13 protein-coding genes and 1 tRNA gene are annotated in these 15,819 nt (G+C 50.1%); 7 read left to right on the forward strand and 7 right to left on the reverse strand.

Features of this window, described 5'->3' with window-relative positions:
* Positions 1-10 precede the first annotated feature (10 nt).
* Positions 11-649: an orotate phosphoribosyltransferase gene (gene pyrE / locus NDK19_RS00495; RefSeq protein WP_250629864.1), complete on the forward strand. Its 639-nt coding sequence runs from the start codon at positions 11-13 to the stop codon at positions 647-649.
* Here the strand turns inward: pyrE and NDK19_RS00500 are convergent.
* Both NDK19_RS00500 and NDK19_RS00505 read right to left on the reverse strand, forming a co-directional pair.
* On the reverse strand, positions 644-1,051 hold the full coding sequence (locus NDK19_RS00500) for a thiol-disulfide oxidoreductase DCC family protein (protein WP_250629865.1): 408 nt from the start codon (positions 1,049-1,051) through the stop codon (positions 644-646). The two genes, pyrE and NDK19_RS00500, sit on opposite strands and share 6 nt — an antisense overlap.
* A 56-nt stretch (positions 1,052-1,107) precedes the next feature.
* Complete coding sequence (locus tag NDK19_RS00505) at positions 1,108-2,994, reverse strand: ABC transporter ATP-binding protein (protein ID WP_250629866.1); 1,887 nt, start codon at positions 2,992-2,994, stop codon at positions 1,108-1,110.
* A 152-nt stretch (positions 2,995-3,146) separates the two neighbouring features.
* On the opposite strand from NDK19_RS00505, the gene NDK19_RS00510 reads away from it, so the two are divergent.
* The 3 genes from NDK19_RS00510 (at position 3,147) to NDK19_RS00520 (ending at position 6,543) form a co-directional block, all read left to right on the forward strand.
* Positions 3,147-3,220, forward strand: a tRNA-Asn gene (locus NDK19_RS00510).
* Between the two features lie 231 nt (positions 3,221-3,451).
* Entirely contained in the window at positions 3,452-4,483 is a 1,032-nt protein-coding gene (locus tag NDK19_RS00515) for a VOC family protein (RefSeq protein ID WP_250629867.1), read from the forward strand.
* Between the two features lie 5 nt (positions 4,484-4,488).
* Positions 4,489-6,543: a sensor histidine kinase gene (locus NDK19_RS00520; protein ID WP_250629868.1), complete on the forward strand. Its 2,055-nt coding sequence runs from the start codon at positions 4,489-4,491 to the stop codon at positions 6,541-6,543.
* On the opposite strand, the gene NDK19_RS00525 is transcribed toward NDK19_RS00520, so the two are convergent.
* Both NDK19_RS00525 and NDK19_RS00530 read right to left on the reverse strand, forming a co-directional pair.
* Positions 6,531-6,983, reverse strand: coding sequence for a YkgJ family cysteine cluster protein (locus NDK19_RS00525; RefSeq protein ID WP_250629869.1), 453 nt, complete (start codon positions 6,981-6,983; stop codon positions 6,531-6,533). The two genes, NDK19_RS00520 and NDK19_RS00525, sit on opposite strands and share 13 nt — an antisense overlap.
* Positions 6,984-7,159: 176 nt before the next feature.
* Complete coding sequence (locus NDK19_RS00530) at positions 7,160-8,059, reverse strand: helix-turn-helix domain-containing protein (RefSeq protein WP_250629870.1); 900 nt, start codon at positions 8,057-8,059, stop codon at positions 7,160-7,162.
* Positions 8,060-8,211: 152 nt separating this feature from the next.
* Here NDK19_RS00530 and NDK19_RS00535 point away from each other — a divergent pair, with 152 nt between their 5' ends.
* From NDK19_RS00535 to NDK19_RS00545, 3 genes are read left to right on the forward strand one after another with little or no spacing between them, the layout of a single operon-like run.
* Entirely contained in the window at positions 8,212-9,675 is a 1,464-nt protein-coding gene (locus NDK19_RS00535) for a DUF4440 domain-containing protein (RefSeq protein ID WP_250629871.1), read from the forward strand.
* Position 9,676: 1 nt separating this feature from the next.
* On the forward strand, positions 9,677-10,390 hold the full coding sequence (locus tag NDK19_RS00540; protein WP_250629872.1) for a carboxymuconolactone decarboxylase family protein: 714 nt from the start codon (positions 9,677-9,679) through the stop codon (positions 10,388-10,390).
* 37 nt (positions 10,391-10,427) lie between these two features.
* A complete protein-coding gene (locus NDK19_RS00545) occupies positions 10,428-10,892 on the forward strand; it encodes a cupin domain-containing protein (protein WP_250629873.1) in 465 nt (154 codons plus the stop codon).
* Positions 10,893-10,911: 19 nt separating this feature from the next.
* Here the strand turns inward: NDK19_RS00545 and NDK19_RS00550 are convergent, their stop codons facing one another.
* The 3 genes from NDK19_RS00550 to NDK19_RS00560 form a co-directional block, all read right to left on the reverse strand.
* The gene (locus NDK19_RS00550) at positions 10,912-11,748 is read right to left on the reverse strand and encodes a phytoene/squalene synthase family protein (RefSeq protein ID WP_250629874.1); all 837 of its coding nucleotides are present in this window, start codon (positions 11,746-11,748) and stop codon (positions 10,912-10,914) included.
* Positions 11,749-11,846: 98 nt separating this feature from the next.
* Positions 11,847-13,319 (reverse strand): phytoene desaturase family protein, encoded by a 1,473-nt coding sequence (locus NDK19_RS00555; RefSeq protein ID WP_250629875.1) that lies wholly within the window; start codon positions 13,317-13,319, stop codon positions 11,847-11,849.
* A gap of 197 nt (positions 13,320-13,516) precedes the next feature.
* Positions 13,517-15,787, reverse strand: a complete 2,271-nt coding sequence (locus NDK19_RS00560) for a TonB-dependent receptor domain-containing protein (RefSeq protein WP_250629876.1) — start codon at positions 15,785-15,787, stop codon at positions 13,517-13,519.
* Between the last annotated feature and the right edge of the window lie 32 nt (positions 15,788-15,819).

Consider the following 15,819-nt stretch of genomic DNA (forward strand, 5'->3'; position numbering starts at 1 on the left):
AATTTTGGGCATGGATTCAACTGTTGCCAAACAAGTCGCCGCCATGCTGCTGGAAGCCGGCGCTGTCAAACTCAGCCCGCAAGAACCTTTCACTTGGGCATCGGGCTGGAAGTCGCCTATTTACTGCGACAATCGCCTGACATTATCATTTCCGGCTATTCGCACCTATATCAAGCATGCACTTGCCGATGCGGCGCGCACCTATTTCCCTGAAAAAGAGGCTATTGCAGGCGTAGCAACGGCGGGTGTGCCACAAGGGGCGCTTCTGGCCGACTTGCTCAATCTGCCTTTTTTATATGTCCGCCCCAAACCCAAAGACCATGGTCTGGAAAATCTGATTGAAGGCAAAATCATTCCAAATGCCAAAGTACTTTTGGTGGAAGACCTCATCTCTACGGGAGGCAGCAGCTTGAAAGCAGTGCAGGCCGTTCGCTCGGTAGGTATGCAGGCCTATGGGATGCTGGCAACTTTCAGCTACGATTTTGACATTGCCCGCCAAAACTTTGAACAAGCAGGCGTGCCACTCCATGTGCTTTGCACCTACCCTACCCTGCTTATAGAGGCGGTTGCCAAAGATTTTATCGGTGAAGAAGATATGGCATCGTTGCAGGAGTGGCGCAAAGCTCCCGATGCGTGGCAGGCATCATAAAAAACGCGCTTTCAACTCAGGGGTAGGCATACGGCAGGCATCACGCTTGCCAAACCATCGGTAGCGGTTGGCAGCAATCCATCGGTAAATACCGTCGCGCAGCAGTGGCGGGATGATGATGGCTCCGTATGCCAACCGCCACATACCGCCCAATTCGCGGACTACTTCCAGCGCTGCCCGTGAGCGGGTATAAGTGCGTCCTTTGCTATAAAAAACAAACGTGTCAAAATCGGCGGTATCCATACCAAACCGCATGAGTATTTGTTGCCCCGTTTCCGATTGCAGAGAAGCAAATTTCAGCCGATTCCGATGGTCTGCGTCTATCAGAAAATTAACAATACCGTTGCATAAGTTGCAAACCCCGTCAAACAAAACGACCGATTCCGACTCCCAATGATACATGATGGCTGTGTTACCTGAATCAGAAACAAAACTACGGCCTGATTGTTACAAATTGCTTATTGATAGCCTTTGGCTTGTAAATGAAAAAGTTCGGCATATTTGCCGTTGAGTTGCAGCAGTTCCTCGTGCGTACCTATTTCTTTGAGTTCGCCCTTTTCTAAATACAAAATCCGGTCTGCCATACGCACAGTGGAAAATCGGTGCGAAATCAGTACGGCGGCCTTACCTTGCATCAGTTCGGAAAAACGCACAAAAACTTCGTGCTCGGCGCGTGCATCCAATGCGGCGGTAGGCTCATCCAGAATGAGCAGTTGCGCTTTGCGCATATAGGCACGGGCAATGGCGATTTTCTGCCACTCGCCGCCCGAAAGGTCGGTACCTTCCGAAAATCGCTTGCCCAGCATCTGTTGGTAGCGCAGCGGCAGGCGTTCTATCAGAGGCTCTGCCAGACTCTTACGGGCGGCATCAGCAATTTGCGGTTCATTTTCGCGGTCGTTAATACTGCCAATGGCGATATTTTCGGCAGCAGTCATGGAGTAGCGCACAAAATCCTGAAAAATAACGCCGATATTTTCGCGCAAATCAGTCAGGTCGTAGTCGCGCAGGTCTTTGCCGTCCAAGAGGATGCACCCTTCGGTAGGGTCGTAGAGTCGCGCCAGCAGTTTGACAAGCGTCGTTTTTCCGGCACCGTTTTCGCCCACTAATGCTATTTTTTCGCCCGGACGCAGGGCAAAGGACACATGGCGAATTGCCCACTTTTCGCTGCCCGGATAGCGAAAACCTACATTTTCAAATACAAAACCCGATTGCAACGGCTGATTGACCCGAAGCGCATTTTCAGGCGCTTTAATTTGTGGCTGAATGTCAAAAAACTCAAAATAATCCTGTAAATACATGGCTTGCGACGCAATACTCGTCAGCCGATTCATTTGCTCCTGTAACAATTCGCGAAGCCTCAGAAATGAACCCGCCAGAAAAGTCAGTTGCCCGATGCTGATAGCTCCTTGCACGGCTTGCCATAAAATCATCCCATAAGCACCGTAGTAGGCCAATGTGCCCAAAAGAAAAAACAGGGCGCCCAAAATGGAAGTGCGTACGCTCAGCTTCGCACTGTGTTGATAAAAGATTTTGGAAAGCTCGTCGTAGCGGGCAATCAGAAAATCGGAAAGATTGAAAATTTTAACCTCTTTGGCAGTCTGGTCGCTTGCACCCACATAGCGGATATAATCCAATTGTCGGCGTTGAGGTGTCCACCAACTGTAAAGGCTGTAGCGTTTGCGGTTGAAATAGGTTTCGCCAATGAAAGAAGGCAGCACCGCCACTACCAGAATGACAATCAGCCAAGGACTAAATGCAACTACGCCAACCGCCAGCGAAATAAGGCTGATGAATCCTTGCGCTTGCAAAAGCAACTCGGAGAGCAATGCTGTGCGCACATTGGTTTGCTGGCGGGCTTTTTCTAATTTATCGTAAAAAACAGGCTCTTCAAAGTGATATAAGTCCAGCAGGGCTGCGTGGCGCATCAGTTCTATTGTGCTTTGGTTGGTAAAAAGCATTCCCAGCAGCGTATCGGCCAGCCCTACGGCACGCCGCAACATATCGCTCGTAATGGCAATTGCCAACTCTATGCCCACCCAGCGCCACAGTTGCTGTGTATTTGAGTGGTCAGCATTGCTCAATGCAATTACTTCGTCTATGATTTCTTTGGCCACATAGAGCATTGCCAGTGGCGAAAGCGATAAAAGCAGGCGGATAGCAATATTAATAGTTGTGTAAGTCGGGCTGGTGCGCCAAATGAGCCGCAGCAAGCGCGGTACAAATTTCAGCGATTGCAGTTGTTTGCGGGTTTCGGCAGGTTTACCGGCATTATAATCATAAGAACTGCCTTCCAGCCACCAACGCAGTGCTCGGGCTATTCCGTCAGAAAAAAATTTTAAGTTCATGTTGTGGTTGATAAAATCTGATTATCAATCAGTTTGGCATTACCGGCACATTATTCCGCTCAATAACGGGTCAATTTATGCAAAAAAATATGGGCAAAGGTATTGCAAGTAAAAAATGAGCTTTATACTTTTGCATCACAATTGACAGTTACTCCTCCTTAGCTCAGCTGGTTAGAGCACATGACTGTTAATCATGGGGTCCTAGGTTCAAGCCCTAGAGGGGGAGCAAAAACCTCAAAAACCACCGCCAAACGCAACAGAACAGCGTTTGGCGGTTTTGTTTTGGTACACACTGAAAGGAAATCGGTACACACACGTTACAAGACCCTTAACCAATCGTTTACGTCCTTGAACGTTCCTAAAATTTTGCGACAATCTGCGTGCTTCATTACGTATTCTGTCCGCTCAACTGCATAAAAACCGCACAAAATCTTAAATTGCTTGAAAAGACTTTTGTATGCGGACAATCTTTGCTATTTTTTGCCTGCTGGCGGTTGTGGAACTCAACGCCCGCCAGTCTGCCATGACAAGCCATGAAATTGCACCTTTCAGCGAAGTAGTTTTCAGCGTCGGCAATTTGAGCCGTACCGAACGTTTTTATACAGATGTTTTAAAATGGCAGGTTGTCCATCGCGGCAACACCGACCGAAGTGTGCTGCAAGCATGGCGATTGCCCGCGTCTGCCACTGCCCGCGAGGTAGTGCTGGCTTCACCCGATAAGCCCGAAAACGGTCGGCTGCGGCTCATTGAGTTTGAAGGCATACCGAAGGCATACATCCGCCCGGGCGGCAAAATCTGGGACACGGGCGGCATCTACGACATAGACCTGCGCTGTGCCAATATCCACGCCCTCTACGACACCCTGCGCGAACACGGCTGGCACGGGCTTAGCAACCCCATCCGCTACAAAATGGGGCCTTTTGAGGTGTGGGAACTGCTCATCAAAGGACACGACGATATTGTGATTGCCTTTATTGAGCGCATTCAGCCGCCGCTGCCCGAACCGCCGCCGCGCAATTGGGCTTTCGGCAATATCATCAATTCCGCACAAATTGTTAAAAATTACGACCAAGCAAAAGATTTTTACATCAACAAACTTGGCTTTGTGCAAATTTTAGAAACAACCATCCGCAATGAACAGCCCGGGGAAAACATCCTTAGCCTGCCCTACAATTTGAGCACGCAAGTAGCCGCCAAACTGCTGCTCTTTTCGCCCAACGGCAAAAGCGAAGGCATGATGGAACTGCTGGCAATGGACGGAGCAACGGGCGAAGATTTCAGCAAAAATGCCGTTCCTCCCAACCGCGGCGTGCTGATGTGTCGCTATCCGGTCAAAAATTTGAATGCCTATTACGAAAAAATCCTAAAAAACGGCGTTCAACCCGTTGTCAGCCTTCAAAAGGTAAGTTGGGGCGGCATTGGCGAGGTGCGCATGTTTGCCGTGCAGTCGCCCGAAGGGGCATGGATTGAGTTTTTTGAAGCCCTCTAAGTTGTATGCAACGGCAAAAATGGCTGCTTTTCGGGTTTTTATTGCCGATAATTTTAACCGTTGCCCATGTTCGGGCATCGGAACTGCCCGTAACACACCTGACGGCAGACCAACACGAGCGGCAAACAGTGGCTTATCAACGGCTAAGCCCCGAACAATTTGCCAGCAAACAAACCCTTGTTACTGCAAAAGCATCTGATAATCAACGGTATTACTTCGGTTTTACTCTGAAAAACGATTCGGGCAGCCCGCAGTGGCTGGCGTTGGATGTCGGGCGGTGGGGGCAAATAACAGCCCTTGTGCAACGCGGCAACCGGTGGCAGCAGTTGCAAAGTGGCGGCGAACTGCCCATGTCGCAACGCAGTTTTGCCCACTACTACCCGCTGATAGCCCTTTCGCTGGCGGCAGGCGAACAAGCCGAAGTGCTGGTGGCAGCAGGCGGAAAGTTCAGCTATTTTGTGCCGCAGCAGCCCCAAATCAGTTTGCTGACCCGCGCCGCGTTCCATGCCGAACAACAACAACGTTGGATAAGTCAGGGCATTTTTTTCGGCGTTATTTTGGTGATGGCAATTTATAACTTCCTGATTTACACCATCGTGCGCGACATCAGCTACCTTTGGTTTGTGCTTTCGCTAATAGGTGTGGGCGTGTATTTTGCCTTTTTCTACGGCTTTACGATAGAGTTCATTTGGCAGGAAAGCCCCCTTTGGGATTTGCACAGTTTTGCCTTTGTGCTGTCGTTTACGGGTCTGGCGCGGCTGCTTTTTACGCAAAGCTACCTGCATACAGCCGAAGAGTTACCGCTGATTAACAGGCTGTTGTACCTTTTGGCAGCCCTCTACCTGATTCCGCTGACGCTGGCAACGGTCAGCCTGAGCGGCGGCAGTGACTGGGTGGCGGAATTGATTCAAATCATCGGGTTGCTGGGAACTGCCGTGCTGCTCATGATGCTGCTGGCGGGCATTGCAGGCTACCGCAAAGGCTACAAACCCGCACTGTTTTTCATCATTGCCAATGCTTTGTTCATCGTAGGGGCAATTTTGTTCATTTTTCGGGAAACAGGCTGGTGGAGTGATAATTTTTTCACGCGCTATGTCGCTCAAATCGGCATTATTGCGCAAGTAATCATCTTTTCTTTGGGTTTGGCATATCGGCTCAACCGCGCACAGTTGGAGCTTGCCAACGAAAAATTAGCCAAAGAGCGTTTGGCTGCCGAACAGGCGCGGGAAAAATCGGCACTTATTGCCCGGCAAAAGCAAGCCTTGGAGCGCGAAGTAGCCGAACGCACGGCAGATTTGCGCCAAAAAACGGCAGACTTGGAAGAAGCCTTGCAGCGCATTTCCGATTCGGAACATCACTTGCGCGAGCTCAACCGCGTAAAAGACAAGTTGTTTTCCATCATTTCCCACGATTTGCGCAGCCCCGTAGTAACGCTGGATTCGTTCCTGAACCTCATCAGCCGCCACGCCGAACGGCTCAGCCCCGAAGAGATGCGCAAACTTTCCGTAAAAACACGGCAGGCGCTTAGTAATTTGTCATTTTTGCTGGAAAATTTACTGCATTGGTCTAAAACACAGATGGCACATTACGCCGTGCAGCGTGAACGGCTGGACATCGGCGACCTGATAGAAAAAAACCTGCTGCTGTTTGACTACCGGTTTGAGGAAAAAAACATAGACCTCTACCGCCGCATGGTGCAGCCTTCGGAAGCCGCAGCCGACCGCGCCATGACCGACATTGTATTGCGCAACCTCATCAGCAATGCACTCAAATTTACGCCCGAAGGCGGAGCAATCACCGTAGAAACTTTTTTAAACACTGAAAATCAGTTGGTTATTCGCATATCGGACACGGGCAAAGGCTTTTCCGATGCGCAATTGCGCTCAGTGCTGCAAGGCAACAAACCCGAACCCGAACGCGGCACGGCAGGCGAAAAAGGAACGGGGCTGGGGCTGATGTTGGCGCGGGAATTTGTAGCGGCTAACGGCGGCAGCATCAGTTTTTCCAACCTGCCCAAAGGCGGGGCAATGGTAGAGGTGCGCCTGCCTTATGAGCCGTAATGTGCGGCAATTTTTTCTACAATCTGCGCCACGGCAGGGCAAACAGCTGCATTGCGGGTTGTTAAATCCAAAATTTGGTGCATCCGTTTACGGTCGGTGTGCGGGTATTCGCGGCAGGCAGTCGGGCGGTGCGCATAAACGGTGCAATAGTTGTCAGCATCCAAAAACGGACAAGGTGCAGTGCGCAGCACATAGTCGCCGTCTTCGTCAATTGCGAGGTATTGCTCAATGAGTTCGGAAGGCTTCATGCGCAGATGTTTTGCCAGCCGCTCAATATCGGCAGGGCGAAAAATCGGGCTGGTGGTTTTGCAGCAGTTGGCGCAGGTCAGGCAATCGGTATAGGCAAAAACTTCATCGTGGAAACGCTGAAACTGACGGTCTAAGTCTTTGGGCTTCAATCGTTTGAGTTTTTGCAGGATGGAAGTATCGGGCGTTTGCATCGCAATTGATTGTTAAGTATGCAATCAAATTAAATTTTACCGCAGAGAACGCAAAGGTTCAATCGCAAAGTAGGCAGAGAAAATAATCGTTAAAAAAGCACTTAGCGGGCTTGGCTTAAAACTTAGCTGACTTGGCGGTTGAAAATTTAAACTGCGCTTTTAGATTGCTCAGTTACTTACATTACCTTCACGAAAGTGCGGTACTCACCCGGCGACATCCCCGTTTTTTGTTTGAAAATGCGGGTAAAATGTTGCGGATAGCGAAATCCCAATTCGTAGGCAACTTGGCTGACCGACTTATTCGGGTCAAATATCTTTTCTTTGGCAAGATTAATCAGTTTTTCCTGAATGTGCGCCATTGCCGACTGCCCGGTTTCTTTTTTGATGAGGTCGCCGAAGTAATTGGCTGAAAGATTCAGCGCCGAAGCAAAGTAAGCCACGGAAGGCAAGCCGACCGTCTGCGGTTTATCCGATTGGAAATAATCGTCTAATAAAGCCTCAAATCGCGTCAAAATGCTCTTATTGGGTACTTCGCGGGTAATAAACTGGCGGTCGTAGAAGCGCGTACAGTAGTCTAAAAGCAGTTCAATATTTGCCGAAATCAGGCGGCGGCTGTGCTTGTCAATGGCATGTTCCAACTCATATTGAATTTTGGCAAAGCAATCCAATACGATTTTCCGTTCCCGTTCCGAAATGTGCAGCGCTTCGTATGAGTGATAACCGAAAAAGTTGTATTCCTTCATGCGCCGGGCAAGCGATGTACCGGGCAACAAATCGGGGTGAAAAACAAGCGCATAGCCCTTCGGTTGATAGATTTCGCCGTTGTCTGCGATGCCTGCCGTTTGCCCGGGCGCAATAAACACCAAAGTTCCTTCCTGATAATCATAGGTTTGCCGTCCGTAAATCAAATCGCCGCACTTGACCTCTTTCAGAAACACCGCATAAAACCCAAACTGCATTTGTGAACCCTGCCTTGGGGCTGCCTTAGACAAATCCACTACGCTTACCAGCGGGTGCAGGGTTTCGTTGTTGTTAAAAACGTTGTACTGATGTACGGTTTCAAATTTTCGCAACATGGCTGCCGTTGGTCAGGTGATGATACGCCAATTTAAGCAATGCAGACAGCCGACGAAAGCCGACTGTAAAAATGGTAGTACAATCCGTAATTTATGCACAAAAACACGCCGCAAATAATGGCATCTTTGCAAAACCATTATCAACACAATTTATGAAGAACGTATGGCTGCTGATGAGTTGCCTTTGGATAGGCGCAATCGGTATGGCTTCGGCGCAGTCCCGCAGCGAAGAACAATACCTGACAAACCTTTCCCGCACCAAATGGCGCTGGATGGCAAACAAACAAACCGATTCCTTAGAACGGCTTTTTCATGAAAAGTCCATGTTTGTACACATGGGCGGCAACATGGACAAGACGCAGGAACTCAGCGTTATCAAAGAAGGCAGAATTTGGTACAAACAGGCAGAAGTGTATTCCGTTTCGGTCAGGATGGCGGGCGGCACAGCCATCGTGTTGAGCGATATAGACTTGGTGGCAGTGGTAGGCGGCAATGAGGTGGTCAATCCTTTTACGGTTACGGAAGTTTTTGTCAAAGAAAAAGGGCAATGGAAATTGGGTTCGCTGACTTTTTCGCGCCTTTCGCGCCCCGTCCGAATGAGTCATCAGGCACTTGATATTAATACGTTCCTGAGCATCAGAGAGCAAGGCAGCTTTGCCGTAGGGGGCGGCATCAGCAAAAACCCCGGCACGTTTAACCCCTACCAACCCACACCCGAAGGGCAAACCTATCGCGGCGACCATGCCTACGTATTTTACCAGATACCTGCCAACGCACGGCGCTACCCGTTGGTGATGTGGCATGGCTTCGGGCAATCGTCCAAAACATGGGAAACCACACCCGACGGCAGAGAAGGCTTCCAAAATATTTTCCTGCGGCGGCGTTTCCCCGTTTACCTGATTGACCAACCCCGCCGCGGCAAAGCCGCAAGAGGCATGGCACAGGCTACGGTCAGCCCTATACCCGAAGAACAACAAGTTTTCGGCACGTTCCGTTTAGGCATTTGGCCTAATTTCTTTGAGGGCGTACAATTTTCCCGCGATTCGGCTGCTCTGAATCAGTTTTTCCGACAAATAGTCCCCAATATCGGCCCGATTGATATTTCGGTCAACGTCAAAGCCGTTTCCGAACTTTTGAACAAAACAGGGGCTGCCGTTTTGGTTACACATTCCCATTCGGGCGGTATGGGCTGGCTGACAGCCATTGAAAACCCCAACGTAAAAGGCATTGTGTCCTACGAACCGGGCAGCGGTTTTGTCTTCCCCGAAGGCGAAGTACCCGCACCGATGCCAAGTTCGGCAGGAACGCTGGAAGCCGTAGGCATCCCGATGGCAGACTTTATGAAACTGACGAAAATCCCTATTGTTATCTACTACGGCGATTATATCCCCCAAGAACCCAGCCCCAATCCCGGGCAAGATAATTGGCGCGTTCGGTTGGAAATGGCAAAGAAATGGCGCGACTGCGTCAATCGGTACGGCGGCGATGTTACCGTAGTGCATCTGCCCGAAATCGGCATCAGGGGCAATACGCACTTCCCGTTTTCTGACCTGAACAACGTGCAACTTGCCGATTTGATGTCGCAATGGCTCAATGAAAAAGGATTGGACAAGTAGGATGTTGCCCCGATATATCAAAACCCTGCTTGTTGTCGCCTTATGGATGGTATCCGTTACAGTCGGTTGGGCGCAACCGTTGGATAAGTTGCACCAAAGCATCATCCCGATTGCTGCCTATGCAGCCCAAGGCAATTTACAGGCATTGAAAACCGCTTTGCACAACGGTCTTGACAATGGGCTTACCGTCAATCAGACGAAAGAAATCCTGATTCATTTGTATGCCTACTGTGGTTTTCCACGAAGCATCAGAGGTTTGCAAACACTGATGGAGGTATTGGAAGCACGAAAAGCGCGTGGCATAACAGACCTTGCAGGTGCGGAAGCCTCACCTGTTGCGGTACCAGTCAGCAAGTATGAACGCGGCAGGCAAAATTTGGCAAAATTGACCAACGCATCCCCCGATACGCCACCACGCGATTATGCACTGTTTGCGCCCGTAATAGATACCTTGCTGAAAGAACACCTGTTTGCCGATTTGTTTGACCGCGACGTGCTGACCTACGCCCAGAGGCAGTTAGTAACCGTTTCCGTACTGAGTACCATTGGCAAAGCCGAACCGATGTTGCGCAGCCATTTCAGGATTTGCCTGAACGTAGGCATCAGCCCCGAACAGTTGCGGGAGTTTACGACCCTCATACAGCCTGTTATCGGCAAAAAGGCAGCGCAATCGGTACGCAGCCTGTTGAACGAAGTACTGCAAAATACCCCTTAAATCTGCTGTTTGGCTTCACTCTTAAACCTTGTCAATCATGATAAAATCTGTTGCAAAATCCCTGTTGTTGTGTTGCAGCATTTTCGGGTTTGCTTGTACGCAAAGCACATCGGAAAGCCGCGAATCTGTTTTCCCGAAGGGTGAAAAAATCACCAATAATAACTTCACGGGCACAGCCTACCTGCAAATGCTGATTGAGGCAGACAGCCTGAACCCTACCTCTGTAGGCAGCGTAACTTTTGAACCCGGCGCACGAACCAAGTGGCACAGCCACCCGGGCGGACAAATTCTATTGGCAATAGCGGGCATTGGTTACTATCAGGAAAAGGGTAAGCCCTTGCAAATCCTTCGCAAAGGCGATGCGGTCAAATGCCCGCCCAATGTGTTGCATTGGCACGGCGCAAGCCCCGATTCAGCCTTTATTCAGGTGGCTGTTACCAACACACAAAATGGCAGCACACAGTGGTTTGAGGCTGTAACCGATAAAGAATACAAACAGTAGTTTGCCGTTGGGAATGCGGTTAAATGTAATTTAACTGGTGTTTGAAATAGCTTTCTGCCAGCAGATAAATTTTGCGTTTGTCTGATACGCGGATGCGTTCCGAAAGCACTTTGGCAGGGGCTGCATCCTGTATCTTCTTGAACAGGCGCAGATAATATACGTAGGCCAAGTAAACGCCTAAGCGCGCAGTGCGCGGCAATTGGATAATGCCTTTGTAGGCATCGTCAAAATCTTTCTTGATATCAGCTTCAATGGCACGTTTTACATCGCCGTCAAATCGGTTATAGTCCACACCCGGGAAATACACGCGACCGCGCTCGTAATAGTCGCTCTTCATATCGCGCAGGAAATTGACCTTCTGGAAGGCAGACCCAAGGCTGCAAGCCGCCGGTTTCAATCGCTGATACATGGCCTCGTCGCCATCGCAAAATACACGCAGACACATCAGCCCCACAACTTCGGCAGAGCCGTAAATATATTCGTGGTAGCGGTCGTCGTTGTATTCATGGAAATACAAATCCATTTCCATGCTGTGCAGGAATGCATCAATCAGTTCCCGCTCAATGTTATAGCGATTAACTGCCCACTGGAACGAATGCAATACAGGATTCAGGCTCAATTGCTGCTCAATTGCTGCATAGGTGTCCGCTCGGAATTGGTCAAGCAGCGCTTTTTTATCGTGGCTGTGGAACGTGTCCACAATTTCATCGGCATAGCGAACAAAGCCGTAAATGGCATAAATAGGCTTGTGAAGCACAGGGTCAAACATGCGAATGCCCAATGAAAAGGAAGTGCTGTAACTTTTGGTTACAATTTCGCTGCACTTGAGTGTTGTTTTGGTGAACAAGTCAAACATACCGACGATTTGCGTTGTGTAAAAAGCTGATTAATCGTGTGTTAAACTGTTTACTTGCCTGTTTAGTTTGAAGCAATATAATATTTTTTTGCGAAACTTTATCGCACCGTGCGTTCAACAACTTGTGCAACAACCCTGCCCGAAATGAGCGAAGGCGGCACACCCGGCCCGGGAACAGTCAGTTGCCCCGTATGAAAAAGGTTGCTCACTTTTTTGCTGCGCAATGAGGGTTTGAGGATGGCGGTTTGCGTCAGCGTATTGGCCAATCCGTAAGCATTTCCCTTGAAAGAGTGATACTCGCTTACAAAATCCTGATACGCAAAGGTTTCTTTCACTATCACATGCGGGCGGATTTCCTGACCTGTGCGCTGTTCCAATCGTTCCATAACGATGTGGTAATATTTCTCCCTGATTTCGGGTGTATCGGGCATACCGGGGGCTATCGGAATCAGGAGGAACATATTTTCGCAGCCCTCGGGGGCAATGCTCGGGTCGGTCAGCGAAGGTGCGGAAGCGTAGAACAGCGGACGCTCAGGCCAACGCGGCGTATCGTAAATTTCGGCTGCATGGCGGTTGAAGTCTTCGTCAAAAAACAGGTTGTGATGCAGCAGATTTTTCAGTCGCTTATTGATACCTAAGTAGTACAACAGGCTGGAAGGAGCCATTACGCGGGAGTTCCAGTAGTCGTCCGAATAGCTGCGGAAAGCAGCAGGCAGCAAGGCCGTTTCGCAGTGGTGATAGTCGCCGCTGTTGATGATTACATCGGCGGTGAAGGTGCCGTTATCGGTTACTACGGCCATAATTTTTCCGCCTTTGACCTCCAACTGCCGCACAGGAGTGTTCAATTGAATTTTCACGCCTTTTTCTACGGCAACGGCAGTCATTCCCTCGGCAATTTTGTGCATCCCTCCCATCGGATACCATGTACCCAACTTGATGTCAGCGTAGTTCATCAGGCTGTAAAGGGCAGGAATAGTTTTTGCCGTTCCGCCCAGAAACAGCACGGGAAACTCCATGATTTTAATCAAGCGCTCGTCTTTGAAAAACTTGCGCACATGTGCCGACATGCTTTTGAGCAAATCCAGACGGAAAACTTCCAGCAAAAGGCGCGGGTCGGCAAATTCGGTCAGGGAAAGGCTCGGCTTATAGACAAATTCGTTGATACCGACTTTGTATTTGTAAGCAGCCTGTTTAAGGAACTCGTCTAATTTAGGGCCAACGCCCGGCTCTAATGATTCGCAAAGTTTGCGAAATTCTTGATAGTCGGCAGGTAAATCCACGCGCTCGTTTCCTTCCAGAAATACGCTGTACGAAGGGTCTAAGCGCACCAATTCGTAGTAATCGCTTACTTTTTTGCCAAACCAGCCGAAGTAGGTTTCAAATACATCGGGCATCCAATACCAACTTGGCCCCATGTCAAAGCGGAAGCCGTCTTTTTCCATGATGCGGGCACGTCCGCCGGTTTGGTTGTGCTTTTCCAACAGGGTAACGTCCCAGCCCATATCTGCCAGATGAGTGGCGGCGGAAAGCCCCGAAAACCCCGCACCGATTACTATTGCTTTTTTTGCCATGCAGAAAGAATCAGAATTTGCTTCAAATATACGCTTAACTACAAATCGGCTGCCTTGGTTTGGAAAACGGCAGCAGGCAGTTGAAAATGTATCGGATAAAGCACCGGCTCGCATTATTGCCAATGACGCGGTTTTATACTGACTTTTTACCTCCGAAATCCGAATTCCGAAATGCCAATTCCAATTGCCTGCTTACTTTACCACACCCAACTCACACTTAGCCCACCAAAGAAATTGCGCGGTGCACCCGGGTAGTAGTAGCGCGGCACATTGCCAGTCGCATTGACCAGAATCATGCTTGCATAGCGCTCATCGGTTAGGTTTAGGCAGCCGCCGTACAGGTGTAACGCCAGATGTTCCCAAAATGTGTGCCTGTACCCTACACGGCTGTTCAGCACGCGGTAGGCATCTGATTGCAGGGCGTTATCGTCGCGCATGGGCATTGCACCCACTGCCTGCAAGTTCAGCGAGGCATAGAAGCCGATGTCTGTTTGCAGGTCTAAGCCTGTGGCGAGTACGTGACGCGGCACACCTGTCAGCGGATTGCCCGAATAGTCCGCATCCAAATCTTTGAAATCCTCAAAGCGGTACGGAGAATAGCTGTAATTGGCAAACACCTGTAAAACAGGTTGTTGTCGGCGGCTTTTCAGCAAAGTATATTGCAGCGCTGCCTCTGCGCCCGCATGTAGCGTTCGGCCTGCATTGATGCCCACGAAAGCATCATCGCCGGTGCGGCGCGCCACTAACAGGTTGCGGATATCCATTGTATAGGCCGAAAGGTCATAGTGCAGGTTTTGCCACTCGCCCCGCCAGCCGATTTCGTAGTTCATGCCTGTTTCGGGGCGGATGTCGGGGTTGATTTGTCCGCTCGGGGTGAGCGTTTCTGCCAGTGTCGGCGGTGAAAATCCGTGGCTAATGCTTGCAAAAACTGCCTGTTTATCGGCAAAAGCATGATTCAGCGCAAGGCGCGGGGAAAATATTGCACCAAAGTTGCGGCTGCCCGAAAGGTCGCGGTTGCCGGAGCGGAACAGGTCTGTGTAGTCGTAGTTGGTTTGGTTCAAATTCAGCCCTGCCACCAGCGTTGTGCGTTCTTTCCAGATAATTTCTGCCTGCGTAAAAAGGTTGAGGTAGCGGCGTTGTTCCTCATTGTCGCTGATGATGGCTCCCTGCCTGCCGCCTGCGTTGCGGTAGGTTTGCCATTTGTAAAACTCACCGTAAATCTCCGTGCCCAGTAAGGCCTTGAAAGTCAAGCCATTGCCATTGTCGGCTTTGTATTGCAGTTTACCTCTGCCGCCCGTTGCCTGAGCCGATTCACGCAGAAAATTGAAAGGTCGCGGTTCGTCGTTGGTGCGCTGCTGTATGAACAGGCTGCCCGTCAGTTCCCAGCGTGTACCGAAACGATGCTCTACCGAAGTGCCCGCCAGTGTTTTTTGGTAGGCTTCATAACCGCGCAGCGCAAGCCAGTTGGCAGCAGCAGCGCGTGGATTGTTGCGGAAAGTCGCCTCATCAATTGAACTTGGGATATAGGCTTTTACCTCTATTCGGTTGGCCAGCAAGCTGACGGTCGTGCTTTCGCCCGCATAGAACTGCCCGTGCAGCGAAAGCAGGTTGCGGAAATAGGCGCTGTTTTCGCGGAAGCCGTCGGCTTGCTGATAGCTATGCACTAATCGGATGTTAGCGCGCTCATTACCCGACTGCGCATGGCTTACGATGCGTTGCAGCCCAAAACTGCCTGCCATGTACTCCGTCCCTACTTGCGATTGCTTGAACCCCGACCGCGAAGCACCGAGCAGCAGCGTACCGCCCAGCCCCGCACCATAAACCGATGAAGACGGCCCTTTGATAACTTCTACCCTATCCACAATGCCCAGGTCAATGTCTTCTAATGTGGTTTCACCATCGCCCGTGGTGAGCGGAATATCATTGAAGTAGGCGCGAATTTTATTGGTAGAAAACAACGAACGCGAACCTATTCCCCTGATAATCAATTTATTGGTATTCAGTGTTCCGCTTTGCATCAATACCCCCGGAATGCGGTTCAGTGCGGGGGCAATAATCACGTTGTTGTCGCGCTGCAAATCGCGAAGGCTGAGCACTGCTACTGCCGCCGGCACGCGCAACAGCGGTGCATCGGCTTCCATGCCCGTAATCAGTACTTCGTTGAGCGTAGTGTAGGTAGCTTGCAAGGCAATGGTAAAACTTCCCGTAGCGGCAGGCACGCGCCACAGCAATGTTTCATAGCCTACGTGCGAAAGCCGCAACGTATCACCGGCTTTGATTTCCGCAAGGTTAAAAATACCTTTGTTGTCCGTTGCCGTTTGCTTTTGCCCATATTGCACCGAAACCTGCGGCAAGGGAAGGTTTGTGGCAAGGTCAATTACATAACCCCTGATTTGTGCAGGGGCAGGCAGCGACAATGCCGCTATTACAATCAAACAAAGCAGATATTTGTACGAATCATTAAACATTCCGGCAATTTTAAGGGTTTATTTGACAGACT

This window comes from Rhodoflexus caldus (assembly GCF_021206925.1).
GTDB classification, from domain to species: domain Bacteria; phylum Bacteroidota; class Bacteroidia; order Cytophagales; family Thermoflexibacteraceae; genus Rhodoflexus; species Rhodoflexus caldus.